Source organism: Bacillus pinisoli (assembly GCF_023036475.1).
Lineage (GTDB): Bacteria > Bacillota > Bacilli > Bacillales > SA4 > Bacillus_BS > Bacillus_BS pinisoli.
In genome coordinates this window covers 186,220-205,395 of record NZ_JAJQKI010000007.1, presented here as the reverse complement: position 1 = coordinate 205,395, position 19,176 = coordinate 186,220, and the positions used below count along the sequence as shown (strand labels likewise).

At 34.4% G+C, this 19,176-nt stretch carries 19 protein-coding genes and 1 riboswitch; of the genes, 12 read left to right on the top strand and 7 right to left on the bottom strand.

From position 1 onward, the window contains the following. Positions 1-38 precede the first annotated feature (38 nt). Positions 39-416 carry a VOC family protein gene (locus LT143_RS12345; RefSeq protein WP_246943388.1) on the bottom strand — a complete coding sequence of 126 codons (378 nt, stop codon included), beginning with the start codon at positions 414-416 and terminating at the stop codon, positions 39-41. A gap of 323 nt (positions 417-739) precedes the next feature. Here LT143_RS12345 and LT143_RS12340 point away from each other — a divergent pair, with 323 nt between their 5' ends. The 6 genes from LT143_RS12340 (at position 740) to LT143_RS20600 (ending at position 5,540) form a co-directional block, all read left to right on the top strand. After that, on the top strand, positions 740-931 hold the full coding sequence (locus tag LT143_RS12340) for a hypothetical protein (protein WP_246943387.1): 192 nt from the start codon (positions 740-742) through the stop codon (positions 929-931). 85 nt (positions 932-1,016) lie between these two features. Further along, a complete protein-coding gene (locus LT143_RS20605; RefSeq protein WP_246943386.1) occupies positions 1,017-1,748 on the top strand; it encodes a DUF2161 domain-containing phosphodiesterase in 732 nt (243 codons plus the stop codon). A 279-nt stretch (positions 1,749-2,027) separates the two neighbouring features. Beyond that, the gene (locus tag LT143_RS12330) at positions 2,028-3,638 is read left to right on the top strand and encodes a ribonuclease J (protein ID WP_418909833.1); all 1,611 of its coding nucleotides are present in this window, start codon (positions 2,028-2,030) and stop codon (positions 3,636-3,638) included. A gap of 156 nt (positions 3,639-3,794) precedes the next feature. After that, positions 3,795-4,247, top strand: coding sequence for an SRPBCC family protein (locus LT143_RS12325; protein ID WP_246943383.1), 453 nt, complete (start codon positions 3,795-3,797; stop codon positions 4,245-4,247). Positions 4,248-4,394: 147 nt separating this feature from the next. After that, positions 4,395-4,592 carry a hypothetical protein gene (locus tag LT143_RS12320; protein WP_246943382.1) on the top strand — a complete coding sequence of 66 codons (198 nt, stop codon included), beginning with the start codon at positions 4,395-4,397 and terminating at the stop codon, positions 4,590-4,592. Positions 4,593-4,598: 6 nt separating this feature from the next. Continuing rightward, positions 4,599-5,540, top strand: a complete 942-nt coding sequence (locus LT143_RS20600; RefSeq protein ID WP_336296611.1) for a GAF domain-containing sensor histidine kinase — start codon at positions 4,599-4,601, stop codon at positions 5,538-5,540. Positions 5,541-5,755: 215 nt separating this feature from the next. Here the strand turns inward: LT143_RS20600 and pepF are convergent, their stop codons facing one another. Further along, positions 5,756-7,570: an oligoendopeptidase F gene (pepF, locus tag LT143_RS12310; RefSeq protein ID WP_246943378.1), complete on the bottom strand. Its 1,815-nt coding sequence runs from the start codon at positions 7,568-7,570 to the stop codon at positions 5,756-5,758. Positions 7,571-7,712: 142 nt separating this feature from the next. Next, on the bottom strand, positions 7,713-8,189 hold the full coding sequence (locus LT143_RS12305; protein WP_246943376.1) for a glutathione peroxidase: 477 nt from the start codon (positions 8,187-8,189) through the stop codon (positions 7,713-7,715). 490 nt (positions 8,190-8,679) lie between these two features. Here LT143_RS12305 and LT143_RS12300 point away from each other — a divergent pair, with 490 nt between their 5' ends. From LT143_RS12300 to LT143_RS12280, 5 genes are all read left to right on the top strand, one after another. Further along, positions 8,680-9,642, top strand: a complete 963-nt coding sequence (locus tag LT143_RS12300; RefSeq protein WP_246943375.1) for an aldolase catalytic domain-containing protein — start codon at positions 8,680-8,682, stop codon at positions 9,640-9,642. A gap of 165 nt (positions 9,643-9,807) precedes the next feature. Further along, the gene (locus LT143_RS12295) at positions 9,808-12,978 is read left to right on the top strand and encodes a DEAD/DEAH box helicase (protein WP_246943374.1); all 3,171 of its coding nucleotides are present in this window, start codon (positions 9,808-9,810) and stop codon (positions 12,976-12,978) included. 82 nt (positions 12,979-13,060) lie between these two features. Further along, positions 13,061-13,246: riboswitch (Lysine riboswitch) on the top strand. A 113-nt stretch (positions 13,247-13,359) separates the two neighbouring features. Beyond that, the gene (locus tag LT143_RS12290) at positions 13,360-14,196 is read left to right on the top strand and encodes a transporter substrate-binding domain-containing protein (RefSeq protein ID WP_246943373.1); all 837 of its coding nucleotides are present in this window, start codon (positions 13,360-13,362) and stop codon (positions 14,194-14,196) included. Between the two features lie 123 nt (positions 14,197-14,319). Next, positions 14,320-15,075, top strand: coding sequence for an amino acid ABC transporter permease (locus LT143_RS12285; protein WP_246943372.1), 756 nt, complete (start codon positions 14,320-14,322; stop codon positions 15,073-15,075). Positions 15,076-15,087: 12 nt separating this feature from the next. After that, positions 15,088-15,819 carry an amino acid ABC transporter ATP-binding protein gene (locus LT143_RS12280; protein ID WP_336296607.1) on the top strand — a complete coding sequence of 244 codons (732 nt, stop codon included), beginning with the start codon at positions 15,088-15,090 and terminating at the stop codon, positions 15,817-15,819. A gap of 220 nt (positions 15,820-16,039) precedes the next feature. Here LT143_RS12280 and LT143_RS12275 read toward each other — a convergent pair whose 3' ends face one another. After that, positions 16,040-16,513 carry a hypothetical protein gene (locus tag LT143_RS12275; protein WP_246943371.1) on the bottom strand — a complete coding sequence of 158 codons (474 nt, stop codon included), beginning with the start codon at positions 16,511-16,513 and terminating at the stop codon, positions 16,040-16,042. A gap of 218 nt (positions 16,514-16,731) precedes the next feature. Here LT143_RS12275 and LT143_RS12270 point away from each other — a divergent pair, with 218 nt between their 5' ends. Further along, the gene (locus tag LT143_RS12270) at positions 16,732-17,592 is read left to right on the top strand and encodes a dimethylarginine dimethylaminohydrolase family protein (RefSeq protein ID WP_246943370.1); all 861 of its coding nucleotides are present in this window, start codon (positions 16,732-16,734) and stop codon (positions 17,590-17,592) included. A 45-nt stretch (positions 17,593-17,637) separates the two neighbouring features. Here LT143_RS12270 and LT143_RS12265 read toward each other — a convergent pair whose 3' ends face one another. The 3 genes from LT143_RS12265 to LT143_RS12255 form a co-directional block, all read right to left on the bottom strand. Beyond that, complete coding sequence (locus LT143_RS12265) at positions 17,638-18,498, bottom strand: EamA family transporter (protein WP_246943368.1); 861 nt, start codon at positions 18,496-18,498, stop codon at positions 17,638-17,640. Positions 18,499-18,711: 213 nt separating this feature from the next. Beyond that, positions 18,712-18,858 carry a YjcZ family sporulation protein gene (locus LT143_RS12260; RefSeq protein ID WP_246943366.1) on the bottom strand — a complete coding sequence of 49 codons (147 nt, stop codon included), beginning with the start codon at positions 18,856-18,858 and terminating at the stop codon, positions 18,712-18,714. A gap of 61 nt (positions 18,859-18,919) precedes the next feature. Then, complete coding sequence (locus tag LT143_RS12255; RefSeq protein WP_246943364.1) at positions 18,920-19,015, bottom strand: YjcZ family sporulation protein; 96 nt, start codon at positions 19,013-19,015, stop codon at positions 18,920-18,922. Positions 19,016-19,176 lie beyond the last annotated feature (161 nt).

The following is a 19,176-nucleotide window of genomic DNA, read 5'->3' as shown; positions in this document are numbered from 1 at the left end:
ACAAAAAAGATGCTTTATTTTTAGTATTTTACGTAGCTCTACTTATCTTCTCTTAATAAGTAACTCTTTCCGTCCTGGTCTTTAAAAGTGAACATTGTGCCAAAAGGCATTCTTAGCATTTCTTCGACAACTACGCCATTTTGCTTCATTGATTCATACGCTACTTCTATGTTGGTCGTACTGAAAATAACAGATGGATGTGCAATTGCAGCTGGATTTTGCTTTTCCATCGCTTCTTTAGAATAAAGCACTAAAGTAGTCGATTCATCATCCTTAGGACCAACTTCAATCCATGAAAAATTAGGTCCCATAGGTTGTTCTAGACGTAAAACAAAGCCAATCTTGTTCAACCAGAAATCCTTCGCATGTTCTTGGCTTTCTACATAAACAGTCACTTTTGCGATTTTATTAATCATATTAACTCTCCTTTGTTTGAATATGTATATCATTTTAGGTTTAACTAGAAAAATATGCAATGATACAAAGGCAATTCACGCTGTACATACCTACTTTTCTTTAAGCATAAACACTTTACCCTATAAAAGCTCAAAAAATATTGCTAAAATATATAAGTCTAGTTAATTAAGCTTTATAAACCCTAAGCGGAGACAGTATAAACATAATAAATATTCGACATACAATATTCGAATTATGTTTGGGATTAGGTTCAACGGAACTATTAATTTTATTTCACTAGCTTTAACCCTTTTTTATTTAGGCAGAGTTTAGTGGAGCAGTCTTGCTTGGTGAGATACAAGGTGGAGTAGTAGCTAATCGCACCGGGGCTAAAGCTTCCTTTCTAATTGGAGTCATCGTTAAGATTGGTAGTCTAATCATGTTAATCTACTCAGTAGAGCCTTGGATGTTCTTCTTATTTAGTGCTTTAAATGGGCTTTCTGTTACCTTGAGGCCCTTTTCTATGAATCACTGAAAGAAGACGATAAACACCTCTCGAATTAAAGAGAGATCGTTTGCTAGAAAAGCATAAGACAGCATAGGAATTCGGTGGTGGTAGTGTGACAAAGTCGAAGAAATTACAAGAAGTGGACTTATACAAGCCAATTCAGCGTTTTTTTGTAAAAGAGGGCTATGAAGTTTACGGAGAAGTACATGATTGTGACTTGACAGCCGTAAAGGATGATGAATTAATTGTAGTGGAACTGAAGCTACATTTAACAGTTGACTTACTAGTGCAGGCAACAAAACGTCAACGTTTAACAGATCAAGTGTATATCGCCATTCCAAAGCCAAAATATAAGTTGCGATCCAAACGTTGGTCAGATCTTTGTCAGCTTGTAAAAAGACTGGAACTAGGGTTAATGATCATTACTTTTTCAGGCAATCGGAAAACAGTTGAAGTAGTGTTTCATCCTTCTGAGTATGTTAAGAAAAAAAAACGTAATAATCGTTTTCGCCGTTCACTTCTTAAGGAAATAGATGGACGAAGTGCTGACTATAATATTGGAGGTAGCAGCCGAACGAAGATTATGACGGCTTATAAAGAAAACTGTATCCAAATTGCTAGTTACTTACAACATTATGGACCATTATCACCCAAAGCCCTAAGAGAGCTAGGTACTGGTGATAAAACACCCTCCATTTTATCAAAAAATTACTATCAATGGTTTGAACGTGTGAGTAGGGGAGTATACGTCATTACAGAAAAAGGTATAGAAGATCTAACTGAATTCCCTGATCTAGTTCAATATTACAATCAAAAGATAAGCGAACAACCACATTCTGATTAGGGTGTGGTTTTTATTGATGGCTCTTTTCTCCAATTATCACTCAGGTTTACGATTATAAGGGGTAGGTTTTTAGAGTAAGTTGCCTCAAAAGCAACAACGTTTAAGAAAAGAGCCTTTCTAAAACGTTGTTGTTTTCATTTTTCTCTCTTTCATATGATAAAGAAACATGCATAGGGACATACTACCAACAAGATTATACGTATGGGAGGAATAAATTTGGGAGCGCAGCAGAATATATCTATTTATGCTCTAGGAGGCTTACATGAAGTTGGTAAAAATATGTACGCCATCGAATGTGAGGATGAAATTATCGTCATTGACTGTGGCAATAAGTTTCCGGATGAGAGTTTACTTGGGATAGATCTAATCATTCCTGACATTACCTACTTAGAGAACAATAAAGAGAAGGTAAAGGCACTACTAGTCACACATGGTCATGAGGACCATATCGGGGGAATACCTTATTTTCTCAAGAAACTTAATGTCCCAGTATATGGTACGCGTTTCACGTTGGGACTCATAGAACTAAAATTAATAGAGCACAAGCTCATGAGAGAAACTAAATTAATTGAAATTAACTCAGATTCATCGATACCATTTAATAAAATCAATGTTTCTTTCTTTAAGGTTAACCACAGTATCCCTGATTGTCTAGGGGTGGTCTTTGATACACCTGAGGGAACGATTGTTCATACGGGTGATTTTAAATTTGATCTAACTCCAGTTAATGGACAGCATTCTGATATTCATAAAATGGCTGAAATTGGGAAAAGAGGAGTGTTACTACTTCTTTCTGAAAGCACGAACGCTGAACGGCCAGGAACTACACCTTCTGAAATGATGGTTGGCAAACACATGTATGAAGCTTTTATTAGAGCACCTAGAAAAGTCATCGTTTCAACTTTTGCCTCAAATGTTAATAGAGTTCAACAGGTTGTCGATGCAGCGCTTAAAACAAATCGTAAACTAGTTATATTGGGAAGAAGTATGGTAAATGTAATTGATGTTGCCATAAGTCGAGGTTATTTAGATGTTCCAGAAGGTATGATTATCGAACAGAATGAGATCAATGATTATTCGCCTAATAAAGTTGCCATCCTCTGCACCGGAAGTCAAGGGGAACCAATGGCCGCCTTAGCGAGACTTTCTTCAGGAAATTTTAGAGGAGTTGAAGTTATAGCAGATGATACCGTCATACTTGCTGCTGGTCCAATTCCCGGAAATGAAAAGAATGTTACACGTGTCATTGACAACTTATTTGCTTTAGGTGCTAAAGTTATTTATGGTTCTGGAGTATCGACAGGAATGCATGTTTCCGGGCATGGTTATCAAGAGGACCTAAAGTTAATGCTTACTCTCATGAAACCTAAATACTTTATACCCATCCATGGTGAATACAGAATGCTGTATCATCATCGTGAATTGGCAGAATCGGTAGGAGTTGAAAAAGGAAATACCTTTATTTTAAATAATGGAGATGTTGTTGATCTTACTAATCAAGAAGCTCGTCATACAAGAAAGATACAAGTAGGAAATACATATGTTGACGGTGTAGGTGTTGGGGATGTCGGTGATGTCGTTCTTCGTGATCGTAAACAGCTTGCAGAAGATGGAATGTTAGTTATCGTACTTACAATGAGTAAAACGGAAAGAAAGTTGATTTCAAATCCTGATACAATCTCTAGAGGATTTGTATATGTAAGGGATTCAGAGGAGTTGTTAGGAGAGGTAGATCATATCATTAAGAAGACTGTTAAGGATTTTCAAGCGCAAAATAAAACTCATCATTGGGGTGCTTTGAAGCAGGATTTAAGAAAAGCAGTTGGTGAATTTTTATTTCAGAAGGTAAGAAGAAAACCAATGATTTTACCAATCATTATAGAAGTATAATTTCAGTGTATTAAATATCTTGAATAATGTCCACTTGATGACAATATATATAAATAAATCACATAATTTTAGATTATGTGATTTATTTATTTTACTAAGGCTAGAAATAAAAAGAAAGAGCCTTTACTAAACATCAAGAATAACGAGGTGGACAAATTGAATGGTAACGGTAATATAGTATTAGATGCGAGTGTAAATCAAGCTTGGGAGGGGCTGTTTGACCCTGAAATACTTGAAAAGTGCATGATGGGTTGCAAGAAATTGTCATTGGTAGGTGAAAATACTTACTTAGCTGAATTAAAAATTGGCGTACCCCCCGTTAGCGGAAAATATAATTCAACTATCGTAACTGAAGAAGTAGAGAAACTAAAAACGTATAGATTAACGATAAAAGCTGAGGGTGACTCTGGTGGAGTGGAAGCAATAAGCTTGATTAATCTAGACAGTGAGTCTATAGATAAAACGAATCTAAGCTATTCTTTTGAAGCAACCGTAAGTGGAAAAGCGTCTAAAGTTAGTGATAAGATTTTAAGAGGTGTTGGAAAGTTACTAATCCAAGATTTTTTTAAGAAGTTTGGAAAAGAATTAAAAAAGGCATATACCGTTTAATAGATATACTAGCTTTGGGGATTATTAGCCCCAAAGCTTTTTATCGTGTAACTTATCAGAAATGTGTAATATTATCTTAACAAAAATATGACGAGGTCTAACTTATTCTTCTGTTATACTAAAAGTATGAGGGAGGGATTTGACCTAATGACTATAAATAAAACCTACAATCAATTTGATGACATTGCGAATGATGTACTCCGAATCGCGAATCATGTGATAGGGACTAGGTCCTTCTTTATTAGCCGTATAACCGAGGGGCATTTTTCAGTGTTAAAAACGTTAAATGACAAGGGAAGTTTACTGGAAGAAGGGGATGTACTTCCTTTTGATGATGTAGTTTGAAGTAGAATAAATACTGGTGGTCGGGAACCACTAATTATTCAAAATACATTGAGGGATGAAAGAACGAAAGGAATGTCTGTTATCTATGAAGCTAAAATAGGATCTTATTTAGGATTACCTATTATTTTAGAAGATGGTACATTATTCGGAACATTATGTGCAGTTGACCCAAAACCATACTCTTTTAATGACGAAGAAGTAGAAGTATTAAAAAGTTTATCAAGAATCTTATCTAATTTTCTAAATGAAAATAAAAATATGGTCCAATTCTCAAAAGAAGAAGAAGCACGTCAACTTGAAAAGTTTAATCATATAGGGAGAGTTGCTGCAGGTCTAGCACACGAGATAGGTAATCCTATGCAGACGATAAAAGGTTTGATTCAACATGTATTCGAAGACTCAAACCATCATTCTGATTTTAAAGAAATTGTCATGGCGGAAGTTACTCAAGTGGAGAAAATAATAAGTGAATTTGTATTATCCATCCAACCTACTTCACCAGTAAAGACTCCAACACCAATAATAGAGTTAATTTCTGCTGCAGTTGATAGTATGAAGGAACAAATATTTGAGCAAGAAATACTCTTGGAATATGAGATAGAAGAAAATCTTCCAAATGTACTTGTTGAGGGGAAACAGATAATAAGGGTAATTACAAATCTCTTAAAAAATGCTTTAGAGTCCGTTGCTTATGATGCTAAGATTAAAATCAATGTATCAAAAGATCCTTTTAATTTTGTCGTAATTGATGTGATAGATAATGGTAAGGGTATTCCCACATCAATTATAAAAAAAGTGGGAACTCCATTTTTTACGACTAAAGACTATGGAACAGGACTTGGATTATCAGTCTCCAAAAATATTATTCGTTCACACGGGGGAACTCTTAGTGTGGAAAGTGGTACTAATGGCACAACAGTTTCTATACGTTTACCATCTTTTATTTAATCACGTTTACATAAAAATAGGCTATGTTAACAAAAGGCTGTTTTCGTATGGATTGTTGCTTTCGTAAAAATTCCAAAAGCTTGATTTTTATTTGTTAGTAGTTTAATCGTATTAAATATAGCGAAATTGCTGAATTATAAGATTGAAAAACAACAAAGTTGTAGAAAAGAGCCTAACAAAAACACCAAACTCAATAAAAGAGTTTGGTGTTTTCATTATGAATATGATTCTTCTAAATCATCGATTAATTCACCGACATATGAAACGGCAGTTTGTATGGCATCTGGTTTCGACATATCAACACCGGCATGCTGCATAAGTTCTAGTGGAGTCATTGTTCCACCTGCTCGAAGTACTTCTAACCATTTATCTACAACGGGTTGACCTTCTTTTTGTATCATCTTAGAGACGGCTGTTGAAGCAGTTAAGCCAGCAGAATAGGTATATGGATAAAGACCCATATAATAATGAGGTTGTCGCATCCAAGTAAGTTCTGCTCCCTCATCAATCTTTACAGTATCTCCCCAGAATTCTTTCAGTACATTCCCTTTTATTTCGGTTAAAGTATCTGCTGTTAATGCCTTACCAGCTTCCGCTGTGTGGTATACTCTCCTTTGGAATTCACCTTCTAACACATGTGTTACAAAATTATGATAATAGGTGCCTAAAAGCTGTAGTACAAGCCAACGTCTCATTTGATGATCACTGGTATTTTTGAATAGGTGTTGTGCTAACAACATTTCATTCATCGTTGAAGGTGCTTCAACGAAATAGGTGGAAGGACGTGTGTTAAAGATTCTTTGATTTTTATTAGCTAAATAAAAATGTCCTGCATGTCCAAGTTCATGTGCTAGTGTAAAGACGTTTCGCATTGTGTTTTGCCATGTAATTAGAATATATGGATGTGATCCATATGGACTCGAACAAAATGCACCTGTCGATTTACCGACGTTATCGGATAAGTCAACCCAACGATCCTCTAGTCCTTTTTTCATGATCTCAATATATTCATCCCCCATTATTTGTAGGGAGTCAAGAATCATTTTACTAGCTTCTTCGTATGTTACTTTGGGATTGAAACTTGCATCCATAGGAGCTTTTAAATCACAGAACATCATTTCATCTACGCCTAAAACTTGCTTCTTTAATGCAGCATAACGGCGCATATGAGGCGATAATTCTTTTAAAATCGTATCTAACTGATTATGGTACATTTCTTCAGTAACCTGTTGAGGATGCAACAACATCTCAGTAACGGAACTATAGTTTCTTAGCTTTGATAGGGTAATTTGTTTTTTTACCTCTGTTGCATAGGTGGCTGCGAAGGTATTTTTATATTGTTTTAGTGTAGAGACAAAAGAATCATAGGCTTTTCTTCTTAAGGAAGTTTCCGATGAAAACTCGTACCTTGTTTCAAATAACGAGAAGGACACAGGAAGTTCATTACCTTCTTCATCTTCAATCGGAGAGAATTGCATATCTGTCAATTTACTCATTCCAAATATTTGATAAGGTGCTTGAAGTACATCACCGAGTGCTGCTAGAACTTGTTCTGTTTCAGGGTTAAAACGATGTGCTTTCTTTTTTGATAACAGTTCTAAATGTATTCTAAATGGCTCTAACTCTTCTTCTTCGTGTAAGTATGTTTCGATTAAACCTTCTGGAAATTCTAAAATCTCTGATTCAATAAATGAAAGCTTTGCATCAACTGTTGATGATAGCGAAGAAACCTTAGAAGAATTGGATTGGTTCTCAGAATTTGTACTGTCTGCCGCTTTTTTAAGATAGGCATAAGTAGAAACTTTAACCATACTAATAGCAAGTTCCTCTTGCTCTAGTAGACAATCTAATAACGTTTTAGCACCAGTATGTAATAAACCTTTATATTTTTCTATTTTTGTCGCTTCTTTTTCAATCATCTCTAAAGCTTCTTCCCATTCCTGGCTAGAATTAAGAAGATCTGAAAGATTCCACGTTAATTCTTCGGGCACCTCAGAGCGATTTAATCTTTTTTCTTTTTCTTTTTCCATATTCTGGACTCCTTAACATTAGTAATCTATTATATACTTTTAATAAATTTTAACATAATTTTGCAGATGATTTGGAACTAGTAGGTAAAAAAGCCAGTTTTTGTATTTTTACAAAAAACGGCCATTAAGAGGTATACCATGTTCAAATGAGTTGAAGAAGATCCTTCTCGATCTTACTAGGTGCATAAGAAGGGGAGTATCTTTTTACTACTTCTCCCTTTCGATTAATTAAAAACTTTGTAAAGTTCCACTTGATTTTTTTAGAAAATAGACCCTGCTTTTGGTCTTTAAGAAAAGTATAAAGAGGATCTTCGTTTTTTCCGTTCACATCAATCTTGGCTAAGATAGGGAAGGTGACGCCATAATTAATTTGGCAGAACTGAGTTGTCTCGTTAATATTATCGTATTCTTGGTTATTAAATTGATCGCATGGGAATCCTAAAATTTCAAAGCCTTGTTCTTTGTATACATCATATAATGCTTGAAGATCCTTGAATTGGGGAGTTAATCCACACTTACTTGCCGTATTAACAATTAAAAGGATTTTCCCTTCGTAGTCCTTTAGTGATAAGGGAGTATTCTTGTTAGTTTTTACCACAAAATCATAGACAGTCTTCATTTTATTCCTCCTATGCTTTATGATCTGATTATCTAATTATAGGTTAGATGCATGGTGAATGACAATTTAGAACCATCATTGATATTTGTATTAGTTTATTAATAGAAAAAAATGAACTGTTTCAGTTATAATAAATAAATTCATTTTAATAGGCTCTTTTCTAAAACTTTGTTGCTTTTCAATCTTATATAACAGCAATTTCCCCAAATTTAATATGATTAAACTTTAGAAAAGAACAACTCTCTAAATTTAAAGCAGAGACTTTGTCTTAACATTAAAAAATCCGGCTTTTGGGATTTTTACGAAAGCTACAATCTATACGAAAACAGACTTTTAATAAAAGTTCGTGTAATTTTTAGAAAACGAATTGACACATTTTTACTAAACATGATATAAACTATATAAGACATTTTAGTACATAAAAGCATAAAAGCATAAAAGTGTGAAAGTATCAAAACTAATGTATTTTAATTCAGGAGGAAGTGAAACCATGGAACAACAGCGTAGTAATATTATTGATTGTACCATTCGTGACGGAGGCTTAGTTAACAACTGGGATTTCAGTGTAAAATTTGTTCAAGACCTGTATGAAGGCTTAAGTGAAGCGGGTGTTGAATATATGGAAATTGGCTATAAAAATTCTCCTAAGCTTTTGAATGCGACAGAGCCAAATCCATGGAGATTTCTTGATGATAACTTCCTAAAGGAAATTATTCCTGTAAAAAAAGCAACCAAATTGTCAGCTTTAGTTGATATTGGTCGTGTAGACCCAGAAGATATTCTTCCTCGCTCTGAAAGCCCATTAGACATGATTCGTGTGGCTTGTTATATTCGTGAAGTAGATAAAGGAATAGAACTGGTCGAAATGTTCCACAATTTAGGTTATGAAACATCTTTAAATATTATGGCTTTATCAAGCGTACCAGAAAGTCAGTTAATTGAGGCATTCGAGCTTGTTAAAGAAAGTTCAGTCGATGTTGTTTACATCGTAGACTCGTTTGGTAGCTTAGATCCCGCTGATATTGAACATCAAGTGAAAAAATTTAAAGCGATGGTCCCAAATAAAATGCTTGGCATTCATACTCATAATAATATGCAACTTGCATTTGCGAATACGCTAACTGCATTACGAAATGGAGTAGTTTTCTTAGATGCTTCTGTCTATGGTATGGGGCGCGCTGCAGGGAATTGTCATACTGAACTGTTGGTAAACCATATTCAAAAGCCCAGTTATGAATTAAAACCAATATTACGTGTAATCGAGGATCACATGCTGGAAATGCGTCAAACGTGGGAATGGGGGTATATTATCCCATATATGATTTCTGGTGCCTTAAATGAACACCCTCGTGTAGCAATGGCATATCGTGATAGCGAGGATCGTGATCAGTTTGTTAAATTCTATGATAAAGTAACTTCACCAGAAGCATCTTTAGCACCAGCGAAAAAATAAAAATTGATAATTTGGTAGAAGATGAAATCATTGATTTCATCTTTTTTTGTCTCTTTTCTAAATCTTTTTAAACTAATTTTTCTAATAAACCTCGCTTCTAATACTAAAGAGCCTTTATGGACGTGTTATGTTAAAATGGATGAATGAATTGAAGGAGGGTGCCAGATGAATAGTAAACTTAGTTATAAACAAATAAAAGATATGTGTGGTACTGTCTCCTTCAAAAAGGGAGAAACTTTTTTTCGTACTAATAAAGTAATGATAGAAAAGATGGACGATCATTCATGCGAAGCAATCATAAAGGGGCATGAGGATTTTTATGTAAAAGTAGTACAAGAAAATAATGGTGCAATCCTAACTGATTGTACTTGTCCGAAGCTTCTTTCCTTTCAGAAAGACTGTCAGCACATTGCTGCTGTGCTACTATATTTGTACGAATACCAGCTAAATGGTAAAACGAAATCAGAACAAGCTAATTCTGCTGAGAGCGACATAACAAAAGAGCTTCTAACTATTTTTCAAGAAAAGTCATTACAAACTAGTGGTAAGCAAATCCACTTTGAAAACAGAGAGAAAATCAATTTATCAATCATATGTCAGCTTGTAAAGGGCAATAACGAACAATATTTGTTTGGACTTAAGATAAGTTTGGATGGGATAGAGGTTCAGGACATCCCTTATTTTCTAGAACATGTAAACAAAGGGTTAACTATGAAGTTATCGCCGACCTATTCTTATCAACCAAGTAAACAATACTTTCAAAAAGAACATGATGAAATAATTAAGCAGCTTTATTATGTAGTAATGGATAGCGATGCTCAAGAAACTAGAAACATAATTTTTATTAGTTCGAGTAATTGGATTACTATTTTTCCCTTATTAGTAGAAGCATCCAATATACAACTTCAATATAATAATGAAATCAGTAAATTTGTTTTGTCAAAGGATATCCTTCCCTTGCATTTTAAGTTATATGAGACGGATACTAAAGGTTATCAATTAAAGTTAGAACAATTTAACCAAATTATAGTTATAGAAACCTATCGTTTAGTTTATTTTAATAGGAAACTAGTTACACTTGAAGAGGAAGATTTTAAGAGGCTTAGTGAATTAAATAGATTGTTTCATCAATCGGAAACAAAAGAGATCCCTATACCACGTAACCAAATAGGGTTTTTTATAGAAAAAGTAGTACCTGGATTAAGAAAACTAGGAAGTGTAGATCTAGCGTCAAGTCTTTCTACAAAGATGGTAAAAACTCCCTTAGTTGCAAAGTTGTTTTTAGACAGAGTAAAGGACCGCCTACTTGCGGGTTTAGAATTTCACTATGAAAATATATCAATTAATCCGTTAGACGATAAGAACAATAAAGTAGAATCATTAATACTAAGAGATGTTGAAGGAGAGTCAGAAATTCTTAACCTAATGGATGAGGGGATGTTTAACAGAACTGAAGGCGGATACTATTTGCATAATGAAGAACTTGAATATGAATTTTTGTATTATATATTACCAAAATTGCAAAAACTCGTTCAAGTATATGCAACGACTGCAGTACGCAACCGAGTTGTTCGAGATAAAGTAAAACCTCAAATTAGAGTGAAATTGAGAAAAGAGAGGGTAAATTGGCTTGAGTTTAAATTTGAGCTAAATGGTATTGCAGACTTAGAAATTAAACAAGTACTAACGGCACTTGAAGAAAAAAGAAAATATTACCGAATGAAGGATGGCTCGTTATTATCACTTGAAACAAAAGAATTTCAAGAAGTTCAGCAATTCTTAAAAGGATATCCTATAAGAGCAAACGAACTTGAAAATACCTTAAGCATTCCAATTGTAGAAGCAATGGAGTATTTAGATTCACTAGAAATAAACCCCATCTTCATGCTAGAAGAGTCATTTAAACAGTTCTTAAATCAAATTCGCAATCCAAAGGATATAGAATTTATAGTCCCTACTAGAGTAGAACAAGTATTAAGAGATTATCAAAAAGCGGGATATAAGTGGATGAAGTTACTGGCTAGCTATGGATTTGGTGGCATACTTGCAGATGATATGGGCCTTGGAAAAACGCTACAAACAATAACATATATTTTATCCGAGCTCTCTGAAATTCGGTTACAGAAACAGCCTGTATTAATTGTTTGCCCATCTTCTGTTATGTATAACTGGGTTCATGAATGTATGAAGTTTGCCCCTGAGTTGGAAGTTCTCGTACTTGATGGTGATAAAAAAGAAAGAAAATCCTTACAAACAGATGTTCTAAACAATGATGTGGTTATTACTTCTTATCCATTACTAAGAAGGGATATCGATTGGTTTGAGAAACAAATGTTTCATTGTGTCATCTTTGATGAGGCTCAGTACTTTAAAAATCCGCTGACACAAACAGCAAGAGCAGTAAAAAAGATACAGGCAAACCATAAATTTGCTTTAACAGGAACACCTGTTGAAAACTCTTTAGAGGAGCTTTGGTCAATTTTCCACGTGGTTTTTCCTTCTTTGTTTAGAGGACTTAAAGACTTCAGTCAATTAACAAATACTAAGATTTCAAGACGAGTTCGTCCATTTATGCTTAGAAGATTAAAACAGGATGTAGTCACGGAGCTTCCAGATAAAAGAGAGTTATTGGAAATCGTAGACTTATTGCCAGAACAGAAAAAGTTATATGCAGCTTATCTAGCAAAACTACGCCATGATACATTAAAACATTTGGATAAAGAGACCATACGTAAAAATCGTATAAAGATTCTCGCTGGCATTACTCGATTACGACAAATTTGTTGCCATCCAGGATTATTTGTTAATGGATATAAAGGTAGTTCTGCAAAGTTTGAACAATTAATGCGATTAATTAATGACGCAAAACGTTCTGGTCGAAGAGTGTTAATCTTTTCTCAATTTACAAGTATGCTTCACCTAATTGGTAGTGAAATATCTAAACAAGGATTATCATTCTTTTATCTTGATGGACAAACTCCTGCACAGGAGAGAATTGAATTTTGTAACCAATTTAATGACGGGAATCGGGATTTCTTTCTTATTTCCTTAAAAGCTGGAGGGACTGGTCTAAATCTTACTGGTGCTGATACTGTCATCATGTATGATATCTGGTGGAATCCGGCAGTAGAGGAACAAGCAGCAGATCGTGCTTATCGAATAGGACAAATGAAAGATGTACACGTAATAAAACTGATTTCCAAAGGAACAATAGAGGAAAAAATTAATCAATTGCAAGAAAAGAAAAGAAGTCTAATAGATGAAGTTATTCAACCAAGTGATGTCACTCCTCTAGCGTTAACAGAAGAGGATATTAGGGAGTTACTGTTACATTGAGAGATTTTGGATTTGACAGTTTTTGTCCAAGCTTGTAATATAGAGAATGTTATTTTAATTGAATACTAAGACCTCACTTTACTTGTGAGGTAGAGGTGCGGTACTTAACAGTCTTTAACGGAGCTTTGAGGGGCGAGGATGTTAGGGAGAAGGAAGTGCTGCCGAAGTAATTAGAGAACCTCATTTTCTAGTTGCTGGGTCTGTAGTTAATAACTGCAGGACTGTCTCAGGAAACGTCCTTGTTTATCTGAGTTGTGCTATCTCATCTGAGAAAAGAGAGGAATTACGGGCTACTATGTATAGGCGACCTGAGTTCACTCAGGTCGTCTTTTTGCATGTATGTAATAAGATGCAACAATAAAAGAGGGGAGTAAGAAAAAAATGAGAAAAAAATCAGCTTTTTTATTTGTCACGGTTCTTGCAGCTATGATTCTAGCAACAGGATGTGGAACTTCTAGTAATGGAGGATCTTCTTCGGAAGAAGACAACACATTTAAGGTTGGTCTGGAAGCAGGTTATGCTCCATTCAACTGGACACAAAACGATGATTCTAACGGTGGAGTAAAGATTGAAGGTAGTGCTGAATATGCAGGCGGTTATGATGTTGACATCGCAAAAAAAATTGCGGAAGGTTTAGGTAAAGAACTAGTAATTGTAAAGACGGAATGGGACGGACTTGTTCCATCACTTTCTTCTGGCAAAATTGATGCAATTATTGCGGGTATGTCACCAACTGCAGAGCGCAAAGAAGTTATTGACTTCTCAGATAACTATTATAAATCTGACTTAGTAATGATTGTAAAAAAAGGCAGTCAATATGAGGCAGCAACATCTATCCAGGATTTCAGTGGAGCTAAAATAACTGCTCAATTAAACACTTTCCACTATACAGTTATTGATCAAATTAAAGGTGTAGAGAAGCAAACTGCGATGGATAATTTTCCAGCTATGAGAGTTGCTCTTGAATCTGGTGTTATTGACGGATATGTGTCTGAACGTCCAGAAGGAGTGAGTGCTTCTGCGGCTAATGAAAACTTCGTGATGGTTGAGTTTACTGAAGGATTTGAAACATCCGAAGACGATACAGCAATTGCTGTTGGTTTAGAAAAAGGAAGCGAATATACAGAAAAAATCAATGAAATTTTAGCAGGAATTTCAGAAGAAGATCGTAAAAATATCATGGATGCTGCGATTAAGAACCAACCTGCAGCACAATAATTAAGGTTATTTTCTATCTAAATCATGAGGTAAAGCTTAAAACTAAAACATTAATCAGAAAAAACCTAAAAATGAATCCGGCTGCAACTTTGTAGTCGGTTTCCAATTTGTAGGAGGGGAATTATGAGTTTTGAATGGGTATTAAAAATCCTAGTAGAAAACTGGCCAATGTTCCTTCGAGGAGCAGGAATAACATTATTAATTGCAATAATAGGTACTGGTTTAGGGGCAATAATTGGATTACTAATCGGAATAATCCGTACAATACCTCTTCCTGAACGTGGTATGAAGAGAACAGTCCTAAAAATAGTAAATGCTATCTTAGGTGTATATATTGAAATCTTCCGTGGTACTCCAATGATTGTCCAAGCAATGGTTATTTTTTATGGTACTGCTTTAGCATTTGGTTTAGATATGGATCGTATTTTTGCAGCCATTTTAATTGTTTCTATAAACACTGGTGCTTACATGGCTGAATTTGTTCGTGGAGGTATTGTCTCTATTGACAAAGGTCAGTATGAAGCGGCACAAGCAATCGGTATGAATCATTTCCAAACCATGACGAATGTTATATTACCACAAGTAATTAGAAACATTATTCCGGCTACAGGTAATCAGTTTATTATCAATATTAAAGACACTTCTGTGTTAAACGTCATTTCCGTCACAGAATTATATTTCCAAACAAAATCAATCGCAGGTAATAACTTTAAATATTTTGAGTCTTTCTTTATTGCTTCATTAATTTACTTATTCTTAACACTGACATCAACTATAATTCTACGCTATATAGAGCGAAGACTAGATGGACCAGCTAACTATCAGATGGTAGGGAACTCAGTAAAGGTTACAAATAAAGAAACAAGTACCAATCTTTAGGAGGGAAGGTACGTGGAAAACATAATTGAAATTAGACATTTAAGTAAATCTTTTGGTACACACGAAGTATTAAAAGATATTGACTTCTCAGTTAGAAAAGGAGAAGTTGTTACCATTATTGGATCTTCCGGTTCAGGAAAGTCAACATTACTTCGTTGTGTAAACCTGCTTGAAAAACCAAGTGGGGGTCAAATTATCTATAATGGTGAAAATATTCTGGAAGAAAAACACGATGTTAATGCATATAGAAAACATTTAGGAATGGTTTTTCAACAGTTTAATCTGTTTAACAACTACAATGTTCTGCAGAACTGCGTTGTTGGACAAGTTAAAGTGTTAAAGAGAACGAAAGAAGAAGCCGAGCAGATTGCATTAAAATATCTCAAGGTTGTTGGTATGGATCAATACGTTAATGCGAAGCCAAGTCAGCTATCAGGTGGACAAAAACAGAGAGTTGCGATTGCAAGAGCATTATCAATGGAACCCGATGTATTGCTTTTCGATGAACCTACTTCAGCTCTTGACCCTGAGATGGTAGGAGAAGTATTAAAAGTAATGAAAGAACTTGCTCACTCAGGCTTAACAATGATGATTGTTACGCATGAAATGGAATTTGCTAAGGAAGTATCTGACCGAATTGTATTTATGGAAAAAGGTGTCATTGCTGAAGAAGGGACACCTGATCAAATCTTTAATCATCCAAAAGAAGCGAGAACAAGAGAATTTTTAAAACGTACTTTTTAATAATATATATAATAAAATAATTCCCTTTTTTTGAAACAATTTTTGTTCTTCCTACGTTTCAAAAGTGAAACTAACAATTTTCAGAATTGGTGAACGATGGAATTTCTGAACCTAAAACGAAAGCAATGTTGGATAAAGTATTAAATGATTAGTAATTTAGGTGTAGAGGTAAATTCTCTACACTATATTTTTTTCTAGAACAAATTTGTTGCTTTTTAAACTAATCCTGTTGAACAGAACGACTGTTCTTATCATCGCTAAACATTTGTTTGGACACACGATTTAACTTATCCACAAATCGATTAAATCCAAAACCTACAAAGAATGCAAGGCATATCTGCGCATAAGGTGCATCTTGATGTTGAGTAAATTCAATAAATAGGATGCCACTTTCAATTAATGTTACCGATATGACAGCCGTACCTGTTGCAAAAATGGGGTAGAAGATATACATTACCCATTCTTTATAATTGGTTAGTTCACCCCGCATATAATGGGAACAAAACATGTAAAGGTGCCTTAAAGAACCACCGATTGCTCCGGCAAAAAAGAAATATAAAAAAATCTCAATCTGTGAAATAAAGGGCAAGATCCTTTCAAGATATCCTGTCCAAAGCATTCCCACTGCAATAAAGCTCCCAAAAAACAAAAGTGATAGATAAAATAAAATAATTCCCTTCATCCATCTATTCATCTTCATCACCTCATAATAAGATCTTATATCTTATGTAAAGGTGTTGAAGAATGATTATCCTTATATTATTTTAAAAGCGAACGTTCTTTAACAAAATCAAAAACCATGGATAACAGCGCTAATTGTAATTATGACGTTATATTCCCTTATCCTTAAATAAATATTTTGATGGTAATTAGGAAAACATACAGATTAATTCATTCATTAGGAGTGTAAGTATGGATAAGAATTCAGAGATGTTAACGAAAACATTTTGTAATACGGAATACGATGTGCTAAAACAGGTTGTTTTATGTCAGCCACAATATATGGCCATTCGAGATGTAATAAATGAGACACAGAGAAAATATGAAGTTGAAGGTATACATATAGAAACTGCACTAAGACAACATAATGAATTTGTCCAAGCACTACGTGATAACGGTGTAGAAGTAATTTTATTACCATATCATAAAAAATATCCTGAACAAGTGTTTACTAGAGATATTGGAGTAACAATCGGTCAAACGGTATTTGTTGCACATATGGCTGCAGAGTTAAGAAAAGGTGAAGACAATGTATTAAAGCAATGGTTAGATGACGAGGAAATCTCATATTTTAATTTAATGGAAGACTTAATTGAAGGTGGAGATGTATTCGTTGATCGAGATAAAGTCTTCGTTGGAATAAGTGATCGAACAAATAAAAAGGCTGCTGATCATTTACAGAGTATATTAACCGACCATAAAGTGATAGCTTTAGAATTTCAAAAAAAATACCTCCATTTAGATTGCGTGTTTAACATTATTTCACCAGATACTGCCCTAATATACTCTCCTGCATTTACTTCTGAGAAAGTTGAAATGCTCAGGTCACACTATGAGCTAATAGAGGTTAATGAAGAGGAACAATTTACACTCGGTACGAATGTCTTGGGAATAGGAAATAAAAAAATATTTAGTGTACCTGTTAATAAAAAAGTAAATGAAGAGTTGAGGAATAGAGGGTATGAAGTACTAGAAGTCGATATTACCGAAATTATTAAATCGGGCGGGTCATTTAGATGCTGTACGCTTCCATTATTGAGAGAGCATACTTAAAAGAACAAAAAAAGTGATGACAAAGAGTCATCACTTTTATTGTTGTTAAATAATTAATAATGCTGTTCCTATTGTGATGATGACTCCTCCAACAACAGTAGAAAGTGTTGGTTTTTCCTTTAAGATAATAACGCTTAATACCATCGTAATCACAACACTAAATTTATCAATTGGTGTTACGACACTAACTTTTCCAATTGCAAGTGCACCGAAGTAACATAACCAGGAAAAGCCAGTTGCTGCTCCCGATAAGATAAGAAATATGTAAGAACGTTTAGAAATATTTCTTAGCTGCGAATAAGTTTTCTGAAAATAAACTATTCCCCATGCAAATATAATAATGATTACGGTTCGGATAAACGTGGCAACATTTGAATCCACTTCATTAATACCAATCTTGGCTAATATATTGGTAATTGATGCAAAAACTGCTGAAAGTACAGCAAGTAGGAGGTAATTATTTTTAATTTCTTTATTTTTGGTTTTCTTTATCTTTCCTATTAAGACAAATGTACCGATTGAAATCAAGATACCTCCTGCAACAACAAGAGGTGTAGCAGGTTCTTGTAAAATAACAAAAGATAATAAAATGGTGAGTACTACACTTGACTTATCAATAGGGACAACTTTGGATACATCACCGATTTGTATTGCCTTAAAGAAACATAACCAGGATAATCCTGTTGTAATACCAGAAAGGATTAAAAACAGTAATGGATACAATTCAATCTGGAATATCTCTGACGTTTGACCCGTTATGACCACCATTAGAAACGCCATAATTAAAACAACAATCGTACGAACTGCAGTGGCAAGATTTGAATCCACTTCTTCAATGCCGAGCTTTGCAAGAATGGCCTGAAAAGAAGCAAATAAAGCTGCTAATAGGGCTAATATAATGCTCATCTGATCAACTCTTCTTATAGAATATAGAGGTGTAATTGCATTATATTAGTGTTTGTTTTCATATTAAAATTATACAACTATTGTAAAAACTTATTTGTATATACAATTTTTATAATGGTAGTGCAACGGAACCAAGGAATCTTGTGTAACAGAGCCTATGTAAAATAGAAAACGCCAGGATTTATTTACTGGCGTTTTCTATTTAATATATTATTAAGCCCATGCTGCGCCGACAATAATTAGAAGAATAAATAGAATTACTATTAACGTAAAGGAACTACCTCCTCCGAATCCTGTACCTCCAACGGGTGCAGTATATCCATAACCATAACTTCCACAACCAAATCCAGTACCAAACATGAAAACTCCTCCTTAATAGTAGTAGAAATTTCTCAATTTTGTGTCAACTAGACTAGTTTAGTTAGTAACTAACGTAAGCGGAGCCTACTATGATTAGTAGGATAAATAACACAACAATCAGCGAGAATCCAGTACTATATCCTGTTACAGCACTCATTTGAACACCTCCTAATGTGTTACTTACTTTACCTTATGAGTGATCAGTGTGTCTCGGTTGGGCAACTATCATAATTTATGAAAAACTAGGGAATTCGCCTATATGATGTTTATTATTCTGAAATAAATTAATTAATATCTGGCAAGAATTATGTATAATAA